This window comes from Streptomyces sp. Ag109_O5-1 (assembly GCF_003814875.1).
GTDB classification, from domain to species: domain Bacteria; phylum Actinomycetota; class Actinomycetes; order Streptomycetales; family Streptomycetaceae; genus Streptomyces; species Streptomyces sasae.
The window spans coordinates 2,386,753-2,406,516 of sequence record NZ_RKQF01000001.1 but is presented as its reverse complement, the minus strand read 5'-3'; the positions used below and the strand labels follow the sequence as shown (position 1 = coordinate 2,406,516).

Below are 19,764 nucleotides of genomic sequence, written 5' to 3'. Positions count from 1 at the left end.
AGTTCCGTGAATCCCCAGGTCAGCGGCAGGAACGCGGGATCGTTTCGGCAACGTATTTCCTGCTGTGGCGAGCAAGACGATTGAGGATGTGCTGTTTCCCGGGATCGATGTGCGGGTGGAGGGGGTGTGCGACTCCTCCGGCATCCTGGTGGTGGAGGCGGTGTCGACGGCCCGTCCAGGCCGGTGCCCGAACTGCCGTAAACAGGCCCGCCGCGTACACAGCACGTATCAACGCACCCTGGATGAGCGGCCGTTGGGGTCACGCCGAGTCGTCGTCCGGCTGCGGGTGCGCCGGTACTTCTGCGACCGCAGGAGCTGTTCCCGTGCGACGTTCGTCGAGCAGGTGCCGGGTCTGTCCACGCGCTACCGCCGTTCCAGTACCGGGCTGGCGGGCTGGCTGCGGTCGATCGCGATCGAGCTCGGCGGCCGTCCCGCCGCACGGCTGTGCCGACGCCTGCGGCTCACCGCGGGCCGAACCCGGCTGCTCAGGCTGCTGACGGCGCCGGCGGTGCCGGACCGTGCGCCGCGGGTGCTGGGGGTGGACGAGTTCGCCTTCCGCAAGGGCTGCACCTACGGCACCGTGCTGATCGACGTCGAGGCCGGCCACGTCGTGGACGTACTGCCCGACCGCACCTCCGAAACGTTCGCGGCCTGGCTCACCGAGCATCCCGGAGCCGAGATCATCTGCCGGGACCGCGCCACCGCCTACACCAAGGCGGTCAAGGAAGCCGCCCCCAATGCCCTGGAAGTCGCCGATCGCTGGCATTTGCTTCAGAACCTGTCCGCCGCGGTGGAGAAGACCTGCCACCAGCATCGCGACTGCCTGCGCAAACGTGCCGAGGAGAAGACGGCGACCGAAGTACCCGAAGTGGAGCCGATGCTGTTACCGCCCGCGGAACTGCCCCGCACCCAGATCATCGAACGCACCCGCCACCGCCACGAGGACATCCACCGCCTGCTGGAGAAACGCTGGACGATCAGCGCCATCGCCCGCCGGCTGAACCTCGACCGCAAGACCGTGCGCCGCTTTCGCGACACCGACCTCGACGAGTTGCTGGCCTCCGCCCGCGACCGCCGCCCCAACGGCGTCCTGGAGCCCTTCAAGGCATACCTCAACGCTCGCTTCACCGAGGCGCAGGGCCAGGTCAGCGGCACACAGCTGTTCCTGGAGATCCAGGATCGCGGCTACCGAGGCAGCCGCCAGGTCGTCCGCAAACACCTCGCCGCCCTCCGCACGGGCACCGCCGAACCGATCCGGGCCGACATCCCGAGCCCTCGCAAGATCACCTCGTGGATCATGCGGCCCCGGGAGACGCTCACCGAAAGCCAGGACGAGCGCCTCCTTCAGGTCCGGCTCGCCTGCCCGGACATCACCCGGGCCTGCGACCTCGCCCGGGCCTTCGCAGATCTGGTGCGTCACCGGCGCGGATTCCTGCTGCTGGAGTGGATCCGCCAGGCCGAACAAAACGCACCGAAGCCGATGCAGGGCTTCGCCGGCTTCCTCCGCCAGGACCTCGACGCTGTCACCGCCGGACTCACGCTGCCGTGGAGTTCCGGTGCTGTCGAAGGAAACGTGAACCGGGTCAAAACACTCAAGAGAGCAATGTATGGCCGGGCCTCGTTCGAACTCCTGCGAACCCGCATCCTCACCCGGCCATGAACTGCACCATGAAAAACGCCTCGTCAGCCGCCACCATGCCGGGTACGTTCGTCTCGTGTGTTACTACGCCGAGAAGCCCTACAAGCTGCATTACGTGTGCGTGCCCTGCCGCGTCGCGTTCAAGCAGCACCCAGGGCCCGGCGGACACCGATGTCCCCGATGCGCCGAGCCAATGCTCTGTGCTGGCCATGACTTTGCGGCACCGCGGCGCCGAGACACCAAAGCGTGGACCGTCGTGGCTGCCGTGCTGGACGCCGGACTGCGTTACGAGGGCCGCGAATCCTGCGGCTGCGGCAAGGAACCCAAGTTCCGCCCCCGTACCCGAGCCCAGTTGCGAGCACGTCGAATCGCAGCAGCACGAATCGGGACTCCTCTCGCCGACATGCTCGGACGCGAAGATCCGCAGACGCCCGCATGACCTGACACGCCGCTACAAACCCTGCACACGACCAGAAGCCGCACCCGCAAGATCATTCACGGAACTGCGGACAGAGCCAAAATCGCTGACCGTCCACAGAGGCCAAGGGGCACGGGCCTTCCCCAGGTGACAGCTCGCCGTCGTCAGCAATTCCCCATCGAGGGCGCGCACTTCGCCACATTTACTGACTTCGGCTCGTCAGGGTGAATCTTCGCGAAGTCCCTGATGGGCTCGAAGCGGTGGCTGTATCCCGTGGTGTGTGAGGTATGCGGATGGGGGCGGGCTGACCGCTGCGGGGCGGCAACGCCGGGAGACGGTACGGATGCAGGCGGCCGAGCTGTTCGAGTAGGAGATCAAGCCGTCGGAGGTCGCAAGACACCTGCGGGTGAGCCTGAAAACGGCCTACCAGTGGCACAAGTTGTGGCGGGACGGCGGTCGTGAGGCTCTGGCCTCCCGTGGCTCGGCCGGGTCGCGATGCCGTCTGTCACCGCGCTGTCGGGAGAAACTCGCCGTGTATCTCGAGCAGGGGCCTGCCGCGCACGGCTGGGTGGAGGACCAGGTGTGGACCGCGGCGAGGGTGGCCACGCTGATCGGCAGGAAGTTCCACATCTCCTACAGCGTCTCGGGGGCCACGAGGCTGATGCACCGCCTCGGTTTCAGCCCGCAGGTGCCCGCGCGGCGGGTCGCCGAACGCGACGAGCAGGCCGTGACTGCGTGGAAGGAGGCGACCTGGGCCGAGGTAAAAGAGCCCGGGCGGCCTGCGGAGGCTACATCTGCTTCGAGGACGAAGCCGGGTTCACCCGACGGCCGCCCAAAGGACGAACCTGGGGCCGGCGCGGCCGCACCCCGATCGTGACGGTCAGCGGCCGCCGTTCGGGGCGCCTGTCGGTGGCCGGACTGATCGCCATGCGGCCCGGCTCCCGCACCCGGCTGTGCCACCGCCTGCGCACCCACCGAGCGGGCAAGGACAAGCGCCGCAGCATGGGCGAGCGGGACTTCATCGCCCTGATCGACGGCGTCCACCACCTCGTCAAGGCACCGATCGTGCTGGTGTGGGACCGGCTGAACACCCACCTCTCCCGCACCATGGGCGAGCTGATCGCTGAGCGTGCATGGCTGACGGTGTTCCTGCTGCCCGCCTACTCACCCGACCTCAACCCCGTCGAGTGGGTATGGGCGCACGTCAAGCGCAGTCTGGCCAACCTCGCCGCCGTCGCCCTGGACCGACTCGAAACCTTCGTACGCAACCGGCTCAAGCGCCTCCAGTACCGGCTAGAAACCCTCGACGGCTTCATAGCCGGCACCAGCCTGGCCCTCGACGATCCAAAGTCACCCTGACGAGCCGAAGTCAGTAGAGCACCCGCGCCCGCACTCCCAGGCAGTCCCGTACGACTTTCGGGCAACTCAGGACGAGCCGAACGTTGGACGTGACAGCAGGCGATCCAGAGCCAAGATGCAGCTAAGCGACAGGAACAATGAAGTTCCCCCCGCGAAGTGGACAGCGGGTGTTTACGCTGCCGGGACGAGGTTCTGCCTGAGCAAGGATCTCGTTTCGAGCGGGGTGACGTACCCGTAGTCGGGGTGCCGACGGAGCCGGCTGCGGTTGTACTCGACCTCGACGTAACGGAAAACGTCGGCCCGGGCGGCCTCGCGGGTCTCCCACATGGTCGTCCCGATCTCTGCTTTCAGGATGGCGAACCAGCTTTCCGCGGCGGCATTATCGTAGCAAGAGCCGACGCGCCCCATCGACTGCCTCATGCGCAACTTGCCTATTTCGCTGCGGAATTCGTCACTCGTGTACTCACCAGGTTCAACCAGTGGATGCAACACCGGCTTATGTGATCGATAGTAGATGGTCGTTGAGGGCTTCGGCTGGCGTCTTCCAACCGAGACTCTTCCGGGGCCGGCTGTTGAGCGTGGCAGCGACCGCCTCGATATCCTCAGCCGCCCATCGAGAAAGGTCAGTTCCCTTCGGGAAGTATTGGCGGAGGCCGTTCGTGTTCTCGTTGGTGCCGCGCTGCCAGGGGCTGTGCGGATCGGCGACGTAGACCGGGATGCCGGTCTCGATCGTGAACTGGGCGTGCGCCGACAGCTCCTTGCCGCGGTCCCAGGTGAGCGATCGCCATAGTTGCTCGGGCTTCGAGCTGGGCGGTCAGCCGCCTGGCGCGCTGATCGGGGCTGAACCGCCTCGCTGCCCAGCGCGGGAGGCCCTCACGCGCCAGATCCTTCAGTGCCGTGATGAAGGCAAACCAGGCTCCCTGAAGCTGATCGAAGGCGACGAAACCATCGTTCCCGAGGCAACGGGTGTAGCCGAACAAGATCTGGCCGGTCTCGTTCTCGTTCCCTGGATAGCCTGCACGAGATGCGGCCAGATCCTGATGCGAGCCCATGCCCGAGAAAGCTGGGGTGATCTCTCCTACCTGGCACAGCACTACGTCATCACGACGGCGAACCGGGTCACCGTCTCGCTGGTGTTCCCTGCTGGCTCCGCTGATGCGGCCTTTACTTCCTTCCAGCGTGCGTGTGCAGAAGCACCATAAGAAACAGCGTTCCAGGAACGCACTGCTTGACTTCACGCATTGAGACTCCCCGGGGCGTGACGACCACTCCAACCGTTCCATCACGTGTCAGTCTGGAGCGTTCCGAAGTCATCGTGCAGTTCGCCGAGGCGGCGAAGTGCCCCCGTGGGCGGGCGCAGTTCATCCGCTGAGATTTCTGCCGGTTCACGCCATCCACGCACAATTCATGAAACAGCAGGTGCTTGAGCTCTGTTCGGTGCCGTTTGGGTGAAAGTCGACCTGCCTGAACTGTATTCGTTATATGTGGTAGACACTTCATATCAATCGAGGACGAAGGGCACTCCGGCGCCACCCTGATCCGTCCTGGTCTGGAGCGGCTGCGGGACCTCGTCGCGCAGGTCGGCGTGGATGTGGTGCTGTGCTACGCGCCGGACCGGCTGGCCCGCAAGTTCGCCTACCAGGCCCTGCTGATCGAGGAGTTCGCCCGCGCGGGCACCCGTGTGGAGTTCGTCCGCGGGCCGCGTGGCGACAGCCCCGAGGACCAGCTGCTCGTCCAGTTCCAGGGCATGTTCGCCGAGTACGAGAAGGCCCAGCTCATGGAACGCTACCGGCGCGGCAAGACCTACCGGGCCAAGGCCGGGTCCGTCAACGTCCTGGCCGGCGCCCCGTTCGGCTACCGCTACCTGCGCAAATCTCCCGAGTGCGGAGCCGCTTACGAGATCGTCGAGCACGAAGCCGCGCTGGTGGCCGAGCCGTTTCGCCGCTACGCCGACGAGGGCGCCTCCCTCGCCGACCTGACCCGCTGGCTGAGCGAGTCCGGCACCTTGACCCGTACCGGCAAGACGCGCTGGGACCGCAGCGTCGTCTGGGGCATGCTCCGCAACCCCGCCTACGCGGGCCACGCCGTCTTCGGCAAGACCCAACTCGTCCACGAGCCCCCGGCCCTCAACCGCGTCGCGCGTCTGCAGGGCCGCACCACCCCGCGCCCTGTCAAGGCCGTCGACCGCCCCCGCGAGGAGTGGATCACCATCCCCATCCCCGCGATCATCGACCAGGCCACCTTCGAGCGCGTCGCCCAGCGCCTGGCGGACAACAAGAAGTTCGCCTCCCGCAACAGCAAGGTCCCCTCCCTGCTGCAGGGCATCATCGCCTGCACGACCTGCGGATACGGCTACTACCGCAGCCACACCACGACGAGTGCCAACAACAAGATCTACTACTACCGGTGCCTGGGCTCCGACGATTACCGCTACGAAGGCGGCCGCATCTGCGCCAGCAAGCCGGTCCGCGCCGACTACCTCGACGCCCTCGTCTGGGACCACATCACCGCCCTGCTCGCCGACCCGCACCTGATCCGGACCGAGATCGACCAGCGCCTCGAACGCGCCCGTACCTCGGACCCGGCCACCCGCCAACGCGCCCGGACCGAACTCGCCCTGGCAAAGGCGAACATGGCGATCACCAGGATGATCGAAGCCTTCCAGGAACAGCTGATCACCATCGACGAACTCCGTGCGCGGATGCCCGACCTGCGCGCCCGCGAGGCCGGCCTGCGCGGCCAGCTCGACGCACTCGACTCCCAGCTTGCCGACCGCGACGCCTACCTCCAACTCGCCCCGAGCCTCAAAGACTTCCTCGCCCAGCTCCGCAGGAACGCCGCCGTGGCCGAGGTGTCCCAGCGCCAACGCGTGCTGCGCCTGCTGGTCCAGGACATCCTCATCGGCCCCGAAAAGATCACCATCCGGCACCGCATCCCGGTCAGGAAGAAGACCACCCAGAGTGACCAGAACTACGACGCCGCCGACACCGAGGGTGACATGCGCCCGAGTTATCCATTGTGTTGGGGGCGTGGGCTCGCCCGTGCTGGCCAACCTGTTCTTGCACTACGCGTGTACGTCCAGGAGTTCGGGCGTCGTCTCAACTTGAAAGAGGTGGAGGGGATGTAACCGGACGTCAAGCTCAGGGCAGCCAGCCGGTGCAAGTCCGGTCCGGGGAGACGCCAGGGTCCCCGGTAGCTGACTCCCGGCGTCGTTCGAGAGGACGGCGTCGAAGCGGAGTGACAAGCGTCCTTCGGGGGCGTGCGACCGACCGGTCCGCAACATCAAGTGAAGCCTGCAGCGTCGTCATGTAGACCCCGCCCGGTGGGGTGGGCCAAGGAGGTGCCGAGCCCGTATGCGTAGGGCGAAGGCCATGGAAGGCGTCCGGGAACCTGGAGCGGGCGCTGAAGAACCTCCCGGCGTAAGGGGCGTGGAACGGTCGGAAGGGTGTCCTGGGAACTGGAGAGGGCCTACTCGGCCCCGGGTGTGCGGCTCGGGAGCGTGGCTCGCCTATAACCGGCGGAACCGGGAAGTGGCGGGTTGTCGAGAGGCAGTCGGAGGGGGTCGTAGTAGTGCTGATCGGCGGGACAACATAACCCGCCGGGAGCGAAGGGCCCCTGCTTCATCGATGCGATTCGCGAACAGGGAGGGGCCCGGATGAGTGCCGTTTCGGCTAGTTCCATCCGTCGGGAGGAAGGCGTCGCACGACTGGACGGCCGCCCTCTGGACAAGGTCCGAGCCTTGCAGTGGACGCTTTACCGCTGTGCCAAGCAAGAACCCGAACGGCAGTTCCATGCCCTGTATGGCCACGTCCACCGCATGGACGTCTTGTGGCGGGCATGGTCGGTCGTGTGCACGAACCGGGGAGCCCCTGGCGTGGACGGCGTAACCGTCGACGCGGTGGCGGCCTCGGGGGTGGATGTATTCCTCCAGGACCTGGCGGAACGACTGCGGACGTATACGTATCGTCCGTCGGTGCTGCGGCGGGTCCAGATTCCCAAGCCAGGGCGGCCGGGGGAGTTCCGGCCTCTGTCGATTCCCACCGTGGCGGACCGGGTGGTGATGACGGCCGCGAAGATGGTTCTCGAACCGGTCTTCGAGGCCGGGTTCACCGAGGCGAGCTACGGATTCCGGCCGAAACGGTCCGCGATCGACGCGTGCGATGCCGTGCGCGTTGCGGCGAACAAAGGTCGGGAGTGGGTGTTCGAGGCCGATATCCGGGACTGTTTCGGGACGATCGGGCACGACGCACTCGTCGCTCAGTTGGCGAGGCGCGTGGCGGACCGGTCGATGCTGAAGCTGGTCCGGTCGTGGCTGCGGATGGGAGTACTGGAGGGCGGGGTGACTTCCCCGACCGGGGCGGGAACTCCGCAGGGCTCACCGATCTCCCCGTTGCTGGCGAATGTCGCTTTGCACGTCCTCGATGAGGCGTGGCAGGGCGAGGGCCGCCGGCTGGGAGTGCTGGTGAGGTACTGCGATGACTTCGTGGTCCTGTCGCCGACCAGACAACGGGCCGAGCAGGCCCAGCAGTTGGCGGCGAGAGTGCTGGGGCAGCTCGGGATGCGACTGCACCCCGAGAAGTCCGGCATCACCTGCCTCACCCGAGGTGGGCAGGGCTTCGAGTTCCTCGGCTTCCACCACCGGAAAGTGGAGTCGTGGAAGTGGCGGGGCAGGTTCTACCTGTACCGGTGGCCCTCGCGACGGGCGTTGAAGGTGCTGCGGGATAAGGTCCGCGTGGCTACCTTGCGCTCTCGGACCGAGCGGCCGGTGGCTGCCGTGGTGGCCGAGCTCAACCCCGTACTCCGGGGATGGGCCGGGTACTTCCGTAAGGGAAACTCTGCGCGGAAGTTCGTAGCGGTAGACCAGTACGTCCACGAGCGGCTGGCGATTTTCACCAGCAGCAAACATGGCCTCTCAGGCCGGAATTGGGCCGCCCGCTACAACTACGGGTGGATCAGTCGGCTCGGGGTCTTCCGTCTGTCCGGAAAGTGGCACGGGGCGACCGTGCATGCCCAGCGGTGAACGATGTCGGAAAGCCGGATGCGGGAGAACCGCATGTCCGGTTTGAAGCGGCGGGGACTGGAAACGGAGACTCATCCACCGCGCCAGTCCCCGACCCTACTCGACGAGTGGATGGCCCGGCGATTCCCGGCGGTGCCGTTCTAGCGGTACGTCGATGATGCGGTGGTGCACTGCCGCAGTGAGCGCCAGGCCCAGATGCTGGTGTCGGCGATCGGCGCGCGGATGGAGCAGGTCGGGCTGCGGCTCCACCGGGACAAGACCCGGATCGTGTACTGCAAGGACGGGAAGCGTCAAGGCTCCTTCGGGCACACGGCGTTCGACTTCTTGGGGTTCACGTTCCGGGCTCGGGCGGTCCGCAACAGGCAGGGGACCGTGTTCACGGGCTTCGGTCCGGCGGTCTCCAAGACCGCCATCCGGAGGATGAGCCAGACGGTGTGGTCCTGGAGGCTGCACCGCCACACCTCCCTCTCCGAGCAAGAACTCGCACGATGGCTCAACCCGATCGTGTCGGGATGGATGAACTACTACGGCCGTTTCTACCGGTCGGAGCTGTATCCGCTGCTCAGGCGCATCAACGTCTACCTGGTGCGCTGGATGAGGAAGAAGTACAGACGGCTGAGGACCTTCAACAAAGCGCACGCCGCATGGAAGCGCACGACCCGCCAGTACCCCGGTTTCTTCGCGCACTGGCGATGGGTCCCGGAGTTCTGATGGCGAGGTTGAGAAGAGCCCGGTGACGGGAGACTGTCACGCCGGGATCTGTGGGAGCCCGGAGGTGAGACCCCTCCGGGCCACCCGACTGCTCTTGTCCAGGGCCGGGGTGCTGATCCGGCAGACGCGGCTACCTCTGTGACTGAGCACGCTGGTTTGCCAGGCCGAGCATCGCAGTTGGCCGCAGCGGCATCGACCAGCGGCTGCGGCCGTTCGCCTCGATGTCGATCCCATCTGGCGGCAAGAGGGTGAGAGGCCCCGGCAGCCGCCGGACGGCGGGTATCGGCGCTCCTCAGTCCAGTACGAAGGTGCCGCCTGCGGCCGTCGCAAGGTCGGCCCCGAGGGCGGCTGCGGGCGTCCAGGCCCCGGGCTTGCCGACGCCACGGGCCAGCAGTTCCGTGACGGTGGCGGTGACGTCGGCCGTGAAGTCCATGCCGTCACCGGCGCGGAGCCATCCCTCGTGCCGGGTGCCGTCCGCCCACTCGACGACGGCGTGCCCCCAGGAGTGCTTGCGCGGACGGGGTGCGGCCTTCACCGTGGCCCGGCCGAGCCGGTCGACGGCGAGGCGCCGCAGCGCCGGAACGGACAGCAGGCGGCCGAGCAGTGGGAGCAGGGCACGGATCAGCGGAGCGGTCGGCACGAGAGCCGAAGTCGCGGTGACGAATGGTGCTCCGCTCACCGCATGCGCCGCGAGGAGTTCGCCGGACGAGACACCTGCCGACTTCGCCGACTCACCGTCCGGGAAGATGAGTTGCTGTGGGTCCGCGCCGAGGCGCGACGTCATCAGCCGCCCGTTCTCGTACCGCCGTCCGCCGGCGGTGAGCACGTCCACGATGCTGGCCGCCAAGGCGGCACCGAGCACACCCGCCTCGACGGCCACCGAGGCCACGGCGTCGACCCGCACCCGGTGCGGCGTGGGTCGGCCTTCGCACAGCATCGCCACCACCGCCTCCGTCGCCAGCACACCGAATCCGGCGCCGGTGACCAGGGTGCTGCCCGCCCGCACCGCTTCGTCGTGCAGGGCGAGCAGCCCCTGCACGGCGACCACGTCGTTGGCCTGGTCGACGTAGTGGCCGCCGGGCATGCAGGCGCGGGCGATCACCGGTGCCGTGGCGGCAAAGGCGCCCATCGTGTTCACCACCACCCGCGGGCGCTTCCGGACGATCTCGTCCGCGATCCGCTCAGCAGAATCGGCGACGATCACCTTCGCGTCCCCAGGCAAACCGGCTTCGGCCCCGGCGGCGAGCATCCGCTCCCGGCTGCGCCCGACCGGCACGACCGTCAGCCCCCGCCCGACCAGTCGCGCGGTCACGCCCCGGCCCACACGGCCGGCGGCCCCGACTATCCATACCTCGTCGTCCGCCCTGCTCTCGCCAGCTGTTCCGTCGGTCTTGCTGGTCTCCGTCATGTGAACGCCACCCCTGCCTGCTCCGGGCCGCACCGGGGACAGGTGCCCCAGTGATGACACAGTGTGTCGTGAGTGCAGGCTAGCACTGACGACACAGTGGGACATCACCTGTTACAGTCAACCCATGGCGAGGTGGGATCCGGGTGCCGAGCAGCGCCTGAAGCGGGCAGCTCTGGAGCTCTTCCTGGAGCGCGGCTACGACAACGTGACGGTGACCCACATCGCTGAGCGGGCCGGACTCACCCGGCGCTCCTACTTCCGCTACTTCCCTGACAAGCGCGAGGTCCTGTTCGCCGGCTCGGAACACCTGCCCCCGGCACTCGCGGAGGCGGTCCTGGCGGCAAACCCGGACGCGTCCCCGCTCGCTGCTGCCCTCGACGCGTTTGCCCGAGTCGGTGGCCAACTCACCGAGCAAGTGGACGGCGCGACGGAGCGCCGGGCGGTGATCGACGCCAGCCCGGAGCTGCAGGAGCGCGAACGGACCAAGGCGGTCGCGATCACCGAGGCGATCCGCGACGCCCTGAAGCAACGTCAGGTGAAGGCCGAGACAGCCGAATTGGTCGCGCAGCTCGCCACGATGGTCTTCGGGAACGCCTTCCGGCACTGGATCGAGAGCAAAGGGCATGCGAGTTTCGGCAGCTGCCTGCACACGGTGACCGACGAACTGCGAGCCACCCTCGCCGGGACATGAGAAGAACGTTCGCTTCAGTGCCGTAACTGATCGCTTCAGGGTGAGACCGACGTCTCCACCTGCCCGACTTCTTGACCGCTGCCACCGAACGCCTGAAAGGCACCAGAGTGGCCAATTGCCCTGCTCAGTTGCAACTTCACAGAGCGTCACCGCTCGTTGCCGTCAATAGCTCATTGCCATAGTCGTTGCTGTCGAGGCACCGATTCGTGTAAGCCCTCTTGATGGTGGACCCTACCCGGTCCCACAGCTGCGAGGTGTCACCATAGTTGCAAGAACGGTTGCCGTACACGTAGCCGTTGGCGCCGCTAGAGATGCAAATACCGAAATCCTGCTGCCGGATCCAGGTGTTGTCGCCGGCGCTTGCGCTCGTCGCGAAAACTCCCATGGTGGCTGTGGCGACGAATGTCGTCAGCGCGACCTGAGGTGTCCGCTTGAATGTCTGCTTCATGCATGTTCCCTTCATGTCGGCGAGGTGCGAAATGGAATGTTCCCGACTGTGCCGGGACCGCGCTCATGGTTCTGATCCAAGTATCATCGGCCGGATCCCATGCCGTTTAACGCGCTCGATTGTAAAAGTCTTTCAGGTGTGAGGGGATTCCAGGGAACTTGCCCTGGCGTCCGACTGCTTGAAAAAAACAGCCTCCCCAACCCCCGGCTGCGGATCGTGGGCAGGTCGCGGGTCATGAAGGGTAGAGCCAGTAACCGCTCCCGACGGCAACGCAGGTGAAACCGGCGAGAAGGCCATCCTGGGCGTACTCGTCACCCAAGGTCCGGCACTCGATGTAGGACCCGGTCCGCACCGGACCGAGGCGGGTCGTTGCCGAAGCGGTGCCCGCCGTGGCGAGGGCAGTAACACCGCTGCGGTGGCCACAGCGGTTGCGGCCACGACACCTTTGCGCAGTTTCATGCACCGTCTCCATTTTCTGATCGCAGTGAACTGTGCAACTGCAGGCGGGCGTTCTCTGTCCGCGCGTCCAGGCGCTGCTGACAAGCGCCACGGATTTAGGGGTTCATTTTGGCGCACTCGGCGACGGCTCTCTGCCGACATTGTCCAGACGGGCCGACCAATGTTCCCGTCCGTCCCCCTCCCGATGCCGAGCGCCCGAAAGTGTCCGGTAGGTGTCGAGGGGCAAGTCGCCCTCACGTCAGCACCGCGTGATCGGCGACCTGCCGTGGGATGATGCCGACTTCCACCACAGCGTCCCGCTCGTCGCAACCTGGGCGGCGTCACGGAATCGTTACGGCGCTCCCACCAAGGTGTCACAGCGCGAACCCTAGCCGCGACGGCATGTATGAGAGTATGCAAGGCACTTCACAGGAAAGGATGCACTGCAGCATGCATGACATCGCCGCGCTCGTACTGATTGCACTCTTCGCCACCTATTGCATCTTTGTGGTCAGTGCGATATGGGGTGCGTTGACCTCAAGGCTGGAGCTTTTCGCTAAAGTAGTGTGGATTGCAGCGATTTTCGCACTGCCGTTTCTGGGTAGCGTGCTCTGGCACCTGGCGGGCAAGAAGTCCGCACTGGACTGAGTAGCTGCTCACGTGCCTGACGCCTGCGGCAACACTGAGCCGTCGACAACATCGTGAGGCTGCATGAAGCGGTTCTGCTGCTGCGGGTGGAGTCCCGCCCCGGGACGCAGGCGTGAAGCCCGTGTCGCTCGAAAGGTCGCTACAGCCCGCTGCGCGAGCTGGAAGAGTAATTGTCATTCCTGAAGGGGTGGGTTTGGTCAAGGGCGGTATATCTGCTGGTTGTTGATGGTTCTGGGCAGCGTTGACCGGCTCGCGGGCAACGGGTGAGGTCGGCGAGGGTGCGTGTGTTCTGTGGGGTTGTGGGTGTCGCTCGTCTCCGCTGTGTGATGCAGGAGGGCAGGGCCATGGCTCGGCTGCCGGTCATTCCTTCGCGGCGTGAGGCCGCATGGAGCGGTGCGACGTGCGGCAGGCGGGGTCAATCAAAACCGCGACCGCGCCGGGTGGGGGTCAGACAATTGCCCGACCGCGCGCCTGCCGCCACCGAGCTGCTCACGCGGCCTGGCGGGCCAGGGCGCGGATGTGCCCGTCGCGCAGCCCGTAGTAGACCAGGGTGAGCAGTTTGCGGGCCGCGGCGATCTTCGCGATGTTCTTGCCGCGGCGGGCCTCGATCCGGGCCCGATCCTCCTTGAGGTTCCCCTCCTACTGTGGAGACCGTGACCGGAGGGATAGTTGGGGGTCATGGCATCCAGGAAGCGCATCTACGACGCTGAGTTCCGTGAGGGGGCGGTACGGATCGTGACGGAGACCGGGAAGCCGATTCCGGAGGTGGCTGAGGATCTGGGTATCCACCCGGGGACGTTGCACAGCTGGGTGTCGCGGGCGCGGCGCAACGGGTCGCCGTCGTCGGACCGGCCGGTGGCCGAGCCGTCGCCCGGCGGTCGTCTGCGGGAGAGCGAGCGCGCTGAGTTGGAGCGGCTGCGGGCCGAGGCCAGGGAGAAGGACAAGCGCATCCGCGAGCTGGAGATGGAGCGTGATGTGTGCAAGCGATTCGTGGCCTTGTGGGTGAAGTAGCTGAGGCGGACCCGGCCGTGGCGGTCGGGGTGATCAGCAGCTGCAAGGCCGAGCAGAAGATTCCGTACCGTGCCGCCTGCCCGGCGCTGGGTGTGTCCGAGTCATGGTTCTACAAGTGGCGGGATCGTCCGCCGACAGCGCGTGAGGCGCGCCGGCAGCAGCTGGCCGAGGAGATCGAGGAGATCTTCCACGGCTCGGGCGGCACCTACGGCTCGCCGAAGGTGTTCATCGAGCTGGCGCGCAGAGGCTGGCGAGTATCGGTGAACACGGTCGCGAAGGTCATGGCCGAACTCGGGCTGGCCGGACGGAAGGTGCGCCGCCGCCATTCGCTGACGAGGCCGGGCAAGCGGCCAGCCGCCCCGGACTTCGTGCGCCGGGACTTCACCGCCGAGGAGCCCGATCTCGTCTGGGCGGGCGATCTCACCGAGATCGAAACCGGCGAGGGCAAGCTGTACTTGGCGACGGTCATCGACCTGTTCTCCCGCCGCCTGCTCGGCTACGCGATGGCCGAGCGGCACGACGCCGACCTGGTCGTCGCGTCCCTGAACATGGCCGCAGCCACCCGCGGCGGCGACGTGCGCGGCGTGATCATGCACACGGACAGGGGCAGCGAGTACTGCTCGCGGCGGTTCAGGCGGGCCTGCCGAAAGCTCGGCGTAGTCCAATCCATGGGCAGAGTCGGATCTTGCTTCGACAACGCCGTGAGCGAGGCGTTCAACAGCGTTCTCAAAGTCGAGTACGTACACCGCCACACCTTCCGCACCCGCACCGAGGCACGCATCAAGATCGTCACCTGGATCACCGACTTCTACAACGCCAGGCGGCTACACAGCGTGTGCGGGTTCAAGAGCCCGATCGACTACGAACGTGACTACCGAGCCACCCTCGCCGAGGGGCCGCATAGATCGTCTCCACGCTTCGAGGGGATTGACATCGCCCTGTTCCCCCGGCAGTACAGCAACCGCAACCTGCTCAAGGGCGTCAGTTACGGATGGTTCCACAAGCTGTTCCGGAACTGGGTCGACACGCTCGACATCGCCCACTGTGTTCCCCACCAAAGTCGGCACACGCTGGCGACGAACCTCTTGCGCAACGGCGCCGACCTCATCCACGTAAAGCGCTACCTCGGGCAGGTCTCCGGCCGGATGGCCGAGCACTACGTCCACCTCGCCAACACCGACCCCCGCCTCGAACAGGCCCTGCAGACTATCTGGGTCGCCGGCCCCGGATCGGACGAGCCCGGACTGATCCTGTCCGGCAGCGAGCCCATGTCCAAGGAAGAGGCCGAGGCCCTCGCCATCGACCTGACGCGCCGGTCCACCCCGGCCGACGGCGGCTTCTGTACCTTCCAGCACGTCGTCGACGGCGCGGCCTGCCCCTTCGATCTCAACTGCCACAGCTGCGAGAACTTCGTGATGTCGGGCGCAGACCTCGTCTACTGGCACCGCAAGCGTGAGCAGTGGCGCATGCTTGCCGAACGCGCGCCCGACAGTGCGACCGCCGACTACCTCCACCAAGTCTTCGAGCCCACCGCCCGCGCGATCACCGGCCTGGAGCGTGCGCTGGAAGCCGTCGGTCTCCTGGACGAGGCCCTCGCGCTCGACCTCCGCCGCCCCCAGGACTACTTCGGCCGCGTCTGGTCCACCGCTTTCCGAGCCGCAGACCTCACCGAGCCAGCGGAGATCGAAGACGGTGACGCCGCATGACATCCGCTGCCAACCCCCCAGCGGCCGCGATCGCCGCTCGCCGCCGCCAGACCCGCAACAAACTGACCCAGCTAGAGAAGGCCATCACGCAGCTTCGCCGCGAACGCAGACGGCTCAACGTCCGAGCCATCGCCGAGCGAGCGGGAGTGTCCGCCACCTTCTGCTACGAGAACACGGACGCACGAGCCCTGGTCCAAGCAGCCGTCGCCGACGCCCGACAACGGCGTGATCAAGGAGCCCAGCAGGAACACGAGCGCATCGAAGCATCCTGGCGCGAGCGCGCACTCAACGCCGAGGAGGCACTCACCCGCACCCAGGAGACCGTCTTCACCCAGCGCAAGCGGATCGGCGAACTGATGGGCCAGCTCCGAGACGTTGAACAGAGTGCCCCCGCGGAATCCGCCCCAGCCCTCCGCACCGAGAACACCTCCCTCAAGCGCCGTCTGGACCAGATGACGCGAGAGCACCGCTCACTCCAGGAGCGACTCGAAGGCGCCCGCTCCAACCTGCGCTTCGCCGAGAAGCGCATCGCCGACCTCGAAGCCCAACTTCTCGAACAGGCCCGCGAGGAGGATCGGACCGGATTTTCGCGGTAGCGGGCTGAGGGCTGCGTTCAGTGCAGACGTCCGTGGGTTCGTCTGGGGGTGTCGCCGAGGTGAGCCCGGAAGCCGTCAATAGTTGATCTTGGGTTCCGCATTAGCGGAGCCGTCACCCGTTTTCCGAAGTGGGCCGAGACACTCACCGATGCGGATCGTCGGGCCTTGTCCCCGCGTTCTGGACGCACGTGACCCCCTACGGCCGGTTCGAGTTTGGCATGAACAGCCGCCTCGACCTGGACCTGACCGCCCGGGCGGCGACGGTGCCCGGCCCACGCACCCGCGAGGACGAGACCGCCGCGGCTCCAGCCCACCGAGGGTCCGTCGGGCGGAATATTCTGTCGATATGAGCGGACGAGGAATGCAGGAGCTAGCCCTGCTGCTGCTGACGGCGCTGGCGAATTCCCCTCGGCACGGGTATGCCATCGCCCAGGAGGTCAAGACCATCACCGACGGCCGAGTGGCGCCGCGTACCGGGGCGCTCTACGGGGCGCTGGACAGGCTGCTGGCGGAGGGTTTGATCCAGGTGGAGCGTGAGGATGTGGTGGGCGGCCGGGCTCGTCGTATCTTCGCTCTCGCTCCCGCCGGGCGGGAGAGGCTGGAGGCCGAGGCGGAGCGGCTGGCCGCGACTGTCCGGGAGGTCAGGCGGCGTCTGGCCGACGGTGCGGCGGCGCCCGCGTGAGCGATCCCCTCGTCCGTCTGTATCCGGCCGCATACCGGGCTGCTTACGGGCAGGAAATCATCGACGTGCACCGGGAGATGACGGCGGACATGCCGTGTCCGGCCCGGCTGCGTGCGGACGCCGACCTGGCCGCGCACGCCCTGCGGGTTCGGCTGGGGCTTGACCCGGCGGCGCCTGCGGGGCGCTTCTTCGCCCTGGCTGCCCCGTTCGCACTGGCGGCCGGTGCGGTGGCCAGCGGGCTGCATCTGTCGAGCTGGTACGCCGGGCTTGTTCTCTCGCCGGCCCCGGTATGGGTACAGCTCTCCGCCATGGATGGTGCGTGGACCCTGTACATGCTGCTCTCACTGCTGGTGTGCGTCGGCGCGGTCATGGCCTTGACCGGCCGGTGGGGGCCGGGCGTGGGGGTGGCCGTGTGCGGGCTGCTGGGGACGGCCGTGCAGTGGGCTGCCGGCGCACACGTGTACGACGACGGGGCCATCGCTCCGGTCGTGGCGTTGCTGACCGTCGCCGTCGTCCTCGCCTGCCCTCCGGACCGACGCGGTGACAGGCGACTGTCGGCGGCGGCCGGAGCCATGGCTGCCGCGGGGTGGTTTCCCGTCGTCGCCGTGGATGCAGGGACCTATACAGGGGCCTTCGGCGTGACCACGGACTACGGCGCCTGGCCGATGCTGGTCCTCGCCTTCACGGGGGCCGTCCTCGCCCTCCGCGCACGTTCCTCAGGTCTGCGTGAGATGGGCGCGATGGCCGTGGCCTCTCCGCCGCTGGTCGCCTACTCCTACGCGACTGCCTGGGGCGATCTCCGGCCCGTCCTCGGCACTCTTCTCCTGCTGTCGGTCGTGGCCGCGCTCACCGCGTTCTTCCAGGCAGTGCGCCGCCGACGCTGACCCCGCCTTCACTTTCCGGCCGCCCGCCAACGGGCGGCCGGCTTTGCCGTGCCGACCATGTGTCTTGCCTGACGGCTTCCATGCCGGCAGCACACCGTGCTCCGCACACGTTGCAATAGTCCGTTGAGATGAATACTCTGTCCAGCGTTCTATCCGGGAGTGCTGTCTGGGCCAGCCGTGCGATCTCGGGTGGTGCCCCCAGCGAAAGGGCGCCCGCAGCGCGACGTGCACTGACCCCCGCCCGGTCCCTTCCGAGCAGAGAAGATCATCGAGTTGCCGTTCACCTTGTCCCACCCCGCAGCAGTGCTGCCGCTGATGCGTCGGCCCTTCGTTCCGGCGTCTCTGGTCGCGGGTGCCATGGCACCCGACATCCCGTACTTCCTGGACGCCATCGGCGTGTCCGAGACCAGCCCCAAGGACTGGTACGGGCCGCTCCTCAACGCCACGGAGACTCACTCGCTCAGTGTGGGCCTGGTGGTCAGTCTGCCCCTTGCCATCGGTCTGGTCGCCGCCTACCGGATGCTGCGCGCGCCGATCACAGCACTGCTCCCATCCGGCCTCCGCCTTCCGGAACCCGAGCGGACAACCGGCCTGCCGGCCAAGGTCCGCTACACCATGTGGCTACTGGTCTCCGCCCTGATCGGTATCGCCTCCCACCTCGCGTGGGACTCCTTCACCCACGGCGACGGCTTCCTGGTCACCCACGTGCAGCCGCTGCGCGCCTCGGCCCTGGGAGGCTTGACGGTCGCCCGGCTGCTGCAGTTGGCGAGCACCGCCTTCGGCCTGGCGGCCGTCGGCTGGCATCTTTGGCGGCGCCGGGACCGTCTGCGCACCCACGGCGGCACCGACACCGTTGCCCGCCTGGGTCCCGTCATGCGGTGGAGCGTGGTGACTCTGCTGGTTGCGGCACCCGTGCTGGGCGGCGCCGTCAACGCCCGTGACGACTTCAACGCCTACCGCTATGTGACTGAAGTGGACTACAGCCACCCGACTACCGTCGACCGGGGAGACGGCGTGATCGATACCACCTATCCCTCCAAGATGGTCCAAGCTCCGTGGGGGACCCTCGCCGAAGGCGTGTTGACCGGGGCCGCCAAGAGAGCGGGCGCTTCGTTCGCGGTCGTACTGCTGCTGTACGCCGCCACCTGGCAGATCGGCGCTATCTCGCGCCGGCCCGCGACGGCGCCCAGCCCCGCCCCCTCGCCGCAACCGACTCAGGACGGGAAGTGACGGCACTCTGCAGACGGTATCCGCGCCCTGACCGCCGAGGTGCAACGCGCAAAGCCGCTGCTTTGACGGGCGGCTCAAAACCGTCACGGACATCTACGCGCCGCATCACCTCAGTTCAGAGTCCACCCGCACACATCGAGAGTCGGTAAATCGGTCAGGGCCCGCTTGCGCTGCGCCCACTGCCCCGCGGCATGCTCCGCGGCCGCGCAGCGGGCCCTCAGGTCCCGGGAGGCGAGCATGCCCAGATGATCACCGACCAGGCGCAGCACCTTCTCGTCCTCGGCAGTCAGCCCCTTGAGCCGGTCACGGATCGCGACTCCCGAGGGACCGGGGACCACGAACGGCGCCGCCAGCTCCCGCAGCCCGCCCATCCCTCCACCCCCGTCCCAGCGTCCCCCGAAGAACCCGTCACCGCACCCAACGACCACCGCCAGGAAAGGTCACACATTCGGCAGAGGAACCTTCGTTCTGCCCCGTGGTGACGGCGGCCGCGTGCGCATGCTGTGCGGTCGCACACGCCGCAGCCCGAACACTCACTCATGTGCGCCAGAACGCGCCCGCGCGCAGTCAATCGCCAGCAGTCCGCAACCCCAACCTCCATGATCACCCCGACCATTCAGACTCAGTACAGTAGTTCTTCCGCCGCAACTTCGTCCTCACCACCAGCGGCATCGACGACCCCGACGTCCTCGACCTCGCCCGCACGGCCATCGGCGACGACAGGATCATGTTCGCCATCGACACGCCATACGAGAACACCGGCGACGCCATCGAGTTCCTGCGCACCGCGCCGCTCACCGACAACCAGCGGGACCACATCAGCCATGCCACCGCGGAACGGGCCTTCGCCCTGAGCAGGCCCGACTCATGAGATG

Annotated in this window: 20 protein-coding genes and 3 pseudogenes; 17 read left to right on the top strand and 6 right to left on the bottom strand. The window is 67.1% G+C overall.

All coding sequences use genetic code 11. The features are described from left to right. Nucleotides 1-88: 88 nt before the first annotated feature. A complete protein-coding gene (locus tag EDD90_RS10805; RefSeq protein ID WP_185149034.1) occupies nt 89-1,660 on the top strand; it encodes an ISL3 family transposase in 1,572 nt (523 codons plus the stop codon). Here EDD90_RS10805 and EDD90_RS55280 read toward each other — a convergent pair. Then, complete coding sequence (locus EDD90_RS55280; RefSeq protein WP_185149033.1) at nt 1,647-1,850, bottom strand: hypothetical protein; 204 nt, start codon at nt 1,848-1,850, stop codon at nt 1,647-1,649. The two genes, EDD90_RS10805 and EDD90_RS55280, sit on opposite strands and share 14 nt — an antisense overlap. Nucleotides 1,851-2,430: 580 nt before the next feature. Between EDD90_RS55280 and EDD90_RS10795 the strand changes: the two genes are divergently transcribed. Next, complete coding sequence (locus EDD90_RS10795) at nt 2,431-2,934, top strand: winged helix-turn-helix domain-containing protein (protein ID WP_260328714.1); 504 nt, start codon at nt 2,431-2,433, stop codon at nt 2,932-2,934. Beyond that, nucleotides 2,850-3,416 carry a transposase gene (locus tag EDD90_RS10790; RefSeq protein ID WP_123981126.1) on the top strand — a complete coding sequence of 189 codons (567 nt, stop codon included), beginning with the start codon at nt 2,850-2,852 and terminating at the stop codon, nt 3,414-3,416. The genes EDD90_RS10795 and EDD90_RS10790 overlap by 85 nt, the downstream gene beginning before the upstream one ends. 171 nt (nt 3,417-3,587) lie before the next feature. Here the strand turns inward: EDD90_RS10790 and EDD90_RS10785 are convergent, their stop codons facing one another. Continuing rightward, a complete protein-coding gene (locus tag EDD90_RS10785; protein WP_123972818.1) occupies nt 3,588-3,908 on the bottom strand; it encodes an integrase core domain-containing protein in 321 nt (106 codons plus the stop codon). A gap of 4 nt (nt 3,909-3,912) precedes the next feature. After that, a pseudogene (locus EDD90_RS10780) lies at nt 3,913-4,215 on the bottom strand (IS30 family transposase); the annotation flags it as partial. Between EDD90_RS10780 and EDD90_RS10775 the strand changes: the two are divergent. The 5 genes and pseudogenes from EDD90_RS10775 to EDD90_RS57140 all read left to right on the top strand — a co-directional run bounded on the left by EDD90_RS10775 (nt 4,133) and on the right by EDD90_RS57140 (nt 9,147). Further along, nucleotides 4,133-4,618, top strand: a complete 486-nt coding sequence (locus EDD90_RS10775; protein WP_123972817.1) for a hypothetical protein — start codon at nt 4,133-4,135, stop codon at nt 4,616-4,618. The pseudogene EDD90_RS10780 and the gene EDD90_RS10775 overlap by 83 nt on opposite strands. A 278-nt stretch (nt 4,619-4,896) precedes the next feature. After that, nucleotides 4,897-6,543 (top strand): recombinase family protein, encoded by a 1,647-nt coding sequence (locus EDD90_RS10770; protein ID WP_123972816.1) that lies wholly within the window; start codon nt 4,897-4,899, stop codon nt 6,541-6,543. Nucleotides 6,544-7,071: 528 nt separating this feature from the next. Continuing rightward, nucleotides 7,072-8,436 (top strand): group II intron reverse transcriptase/maturase, encoded by a 1,365-nt coding sequence (gene ltrA, locus EDD90_RS10765; protein ID WP_123972815.1) that lies wholly within the window; start codon nt 7,072-7,074, stop codon nt 8,434-8,436. A 156-nt stretch (nt 8,437-8,592) separates the two neighbouring features. Further along, nucleotides 8,593-8,763, top strand: a pseudogene (locus EDD90_RS57145) (group II intron reverse transcriptase/maturase); the annotation flags it as partial. A gap of 93 nt (nt 8,764-8,856) precedes the next feature. Further along, nucleotides 8,857-9,147: a group II intron maturase-specific domain-containing protein gene (locus tag EDD90_RS57140; protein ID WP_260328712.1), complete on the top strand. Its 291-nt coding sequence runs from the start codon at nt 8,857-8,859 to the stop codon at nt 9,145-9,147. A 292-nt stretch (nt 9,148-9,439) separates the two neighbouring features. Here the strand turns inward: EDD90_RS57140 and EDD90_RS10755 are convergent, their stop codons facing one another. After that, entirely contained in the window at nt 9,440-10,555 is a 1,116-nt protein-coding gene (locus EDD90_RS10755; protein ID WP_123972814.1) for a saccharopine dehydrogenase NADP-binding domain-containing protein, read from the bottom strand. Nucleotides 10,556-10,679: 124 nt separating this feature from the next. Between EDD90_RS10755 and EDD90_RS10750 the strand changes: the two genes are divergently transcribed. Next, nucleotides 10,680-11,246, top strand: a complete 567-nt coding sequence (locus tag EDD90_RS10750; RefSeq protein WP_123972813.1) for a TetR/AcrR family transcriptional regulator — start codon at nt 10,680-10,682, stop codon at nt 11,244-11,246. 136 nt (nt 11,247-11,382) lie between these two features. Here EDD90_RS10750 and EDD90_RS10745 read toward each other — a convergent pair whose 3' ends face one another. Beyond that, on the bottom strand, nt 11,383-11,694 hold the full coding sequence (locus EDD90_RS10745) for a hypothetical protein (RefSeq protein WP_123972812.1): 312 nt from the start codon (nt 11,692-11,694) through the stop codon (nt 11,383-11,385). An 888-nt stretch (nt 11,695-12,582) separates the two neighbouring features. On the opposite strand from EDD90_RS10745, the gene EDD90_RS10735 reads away from it, so the two are divergent. From EDD90_RS10735 to EDD90_RS10700, 7 genes are all read left to right on the top strand, one after another. Beyond that, nucleotides 12,583-12,780: a hypothetical protein gene (locus tag EDD90_RS10735; RefSeq protein WP_123972810.1), complete on the top strand. Its 198-nt coding sequence runs from the start codon at nt 12,583-12,585 to the stop codon at nt 12,778-12,780. Nucleotides 12,781-13,458: 678 nt separating this feature from the next. Further along, nucleotides 13,459-13,791, top strand: coding sequence for a transposase (locus EDD90_RS10725; protein ID WP_123972809.1), 333 nt, complete (start codon nt 13,459-13,461; stop codon nt 13,789-13,791). Further along, complete coding sequence (locus EDD90_RS57135) at nt 13,779-15,497, top strand: IS3 family transposase (RefSeq protein ID WP_260327791.1); 1,719 nt, start codon at nt 13,779-13,781, stop codon at nt 15,495-15,497. The genes EDD90_RS10725 and EDD90_RS57135 overlap by 13 nt, the downstream gene beginning before the upstream one ends. Continuing rightward, on the top strand, nt 15,494-16,093 hold the full coding sequence (locus EDD90_RS10715; RefSeq protein WP_123972808.1) for a DUF6262 family protein: 600 nt from the start codon (nt 15,494-15,496) through the stop codon (nt 16,091-16,093). Before EDD90_RS57135 ends, EDD90_RS10715 begins: the two co-directional genes overlap by 4 nt. Before the next feature lie 346 nt (nt 16,094-16,439). Further along, nucleotides 16,440-16,775 carry a PadR family transcriptional regulator gene (locus tag EDD90_RS10710; protein ID WP_123972807.1) on the top strand — a complete coding sequence of 112 codons (336 nt, stop codon included), beginning with the start codon at nt 16,440-16,442 and terminating at the stop codon, nt 16,773-16,775. Further along, nucleotides 16,772-17,659, top strand: a complete 888-nt coding sequence (locus tag EDD90_RS10705) for a hypothetical protein (protein WP_123972806.1) — start codon at nt 16,772-16,774, stop codon at nt 17,657-17,659. Before EDD90_RS10710 ends, EDD90_RS10705 begins: the two co-directional genes overlap by 4 nt. 273 nt (nt 17,660-17,932) lie before the next feature. Continuing rightward, the gene (locus EDD90_RS10700) at nt 17,933-18,889 is read left to right on the top strand and encodes a DUF4184 family protein (protein WP_221305092.1); all 957 of its coding nucleotides are present in this window, start codon (nt 17,933-17,935) and stop codon (nt 18,887-18,889) included. 152 nt (nt 18,890-19,041) lie between these two features. On the opposite strand, the pseudogene EDD90_RS10695 reads toward EDD90_RS10700, so the two are convergent. After that, nucleotides 19,042-19,260, bottom strand: a pseudogene (locus EDD90_RS10695) (IS200/IS605 family accessory protein TnpB-related protein); the annotation flags it as partial. A gap of 356 nt (nt 19,261-19,616) precedes the next feature. Here EDD90_RS10695 and EDD90_RS55275 point away from each other — a divergent pair. Then, nucleotides 19,617-19,760, top strand: a complete 144-nt coding sequence (locus tag EDD90_RS55275) for a hypothetical protein (RefSeq protein WP_185149032.1) — start codon at nt 19,617-19,619, stop codon at nt 19,758-19,760. Nucleotides 19,761-19,764 lie beyond the last annotated feature (4 nt).

Bases quoted from the DNA above. Each gene is read 5' to 3' on its own strand.
- EDD90_RS55280 (WP_185149033.1), bottom strand. From the start codon at position 1,850: ATGGCCAGCACAGAGCATTGGCTCGGCGCATCGGGGACATCGGTGTCC.
- EDD90_RS10775 (WP_123972817.1), top strand. From the start codon at position 4,133: ATGCCGGTCTCGATCGTGAACTGGGCGTGCGCCGACAGCTCCTTGCCG.
- ltrA (WP_123972815.1), top strand. From the start codon at position 7,072: ATGAGTGCCGTTTCGGCTAGTTCCATCCGTCGGGAGGAAGGCGTCGCA.
- EDD90_RS57140 (WP_260328712.1), top strand. From the start codon at position 8,857: ATGAGCCAGACGGTGTGGTCCTGGAGGCTGCACCGCCACACCTCCCTC.
- EDD90_RS10755 (WP_123972814.1), bottom strand. From the start codon at position 10,555: ATGACGGAGACCAGCAAGACCGACGGAACAGCTGGCGAGAGCAGGGCG.
- EDD90_RS10750 (WP_123972813.1), top strand. From the start codon at position 10,680: ATGGCGAGGTGGGATCCGGGTGCCGAGCAGCGCCTGAAGCGGGCAGCT.
- EDD90_RS10745 (WP_123972812.1), bottom strand. From the start codon at position 11,694: ATGAAGCAGACATTCAAGCGGACACCTCAGGTCGCGCTGACGACATTC.
- EDD90_RS10735 (WP_123972810.1), top strand. From the start codon at position 12,583: ATGCATGACATCGCCGCGCTCGTACTGATTGCACTCTTCGCCACCTAT.
- EDD90_RS10725 (WP_123972809.1), top strand. From the start codon at position 13,459: ATGGCATCCAGGAAGCGCATCTACGACGCTGAGTTCCGTGAGGGGGCG.
- EDD90_RS10715 (WP_123972808.1), top strand. From the start codon at position 15,494: ATGACATCCGCTGCCAACCCCCCAGCGGCCGCGATCGCCGCTCGCCGC.
- EDD90_RS10710 (WP_123972807.1), top strand. From the start codon at position 16,440: ATGAGCGGACGAGGAATGCAGGAGCTAGCCCTGCTGCTGCTGACGGCG.
- EDD90_RS55275 (WP_185149032.1), top strand. From the start codon at position 19,617: ATGTTCGCCATCGACACGCCATACGAGAACACCGGCGACGCCATCGAG.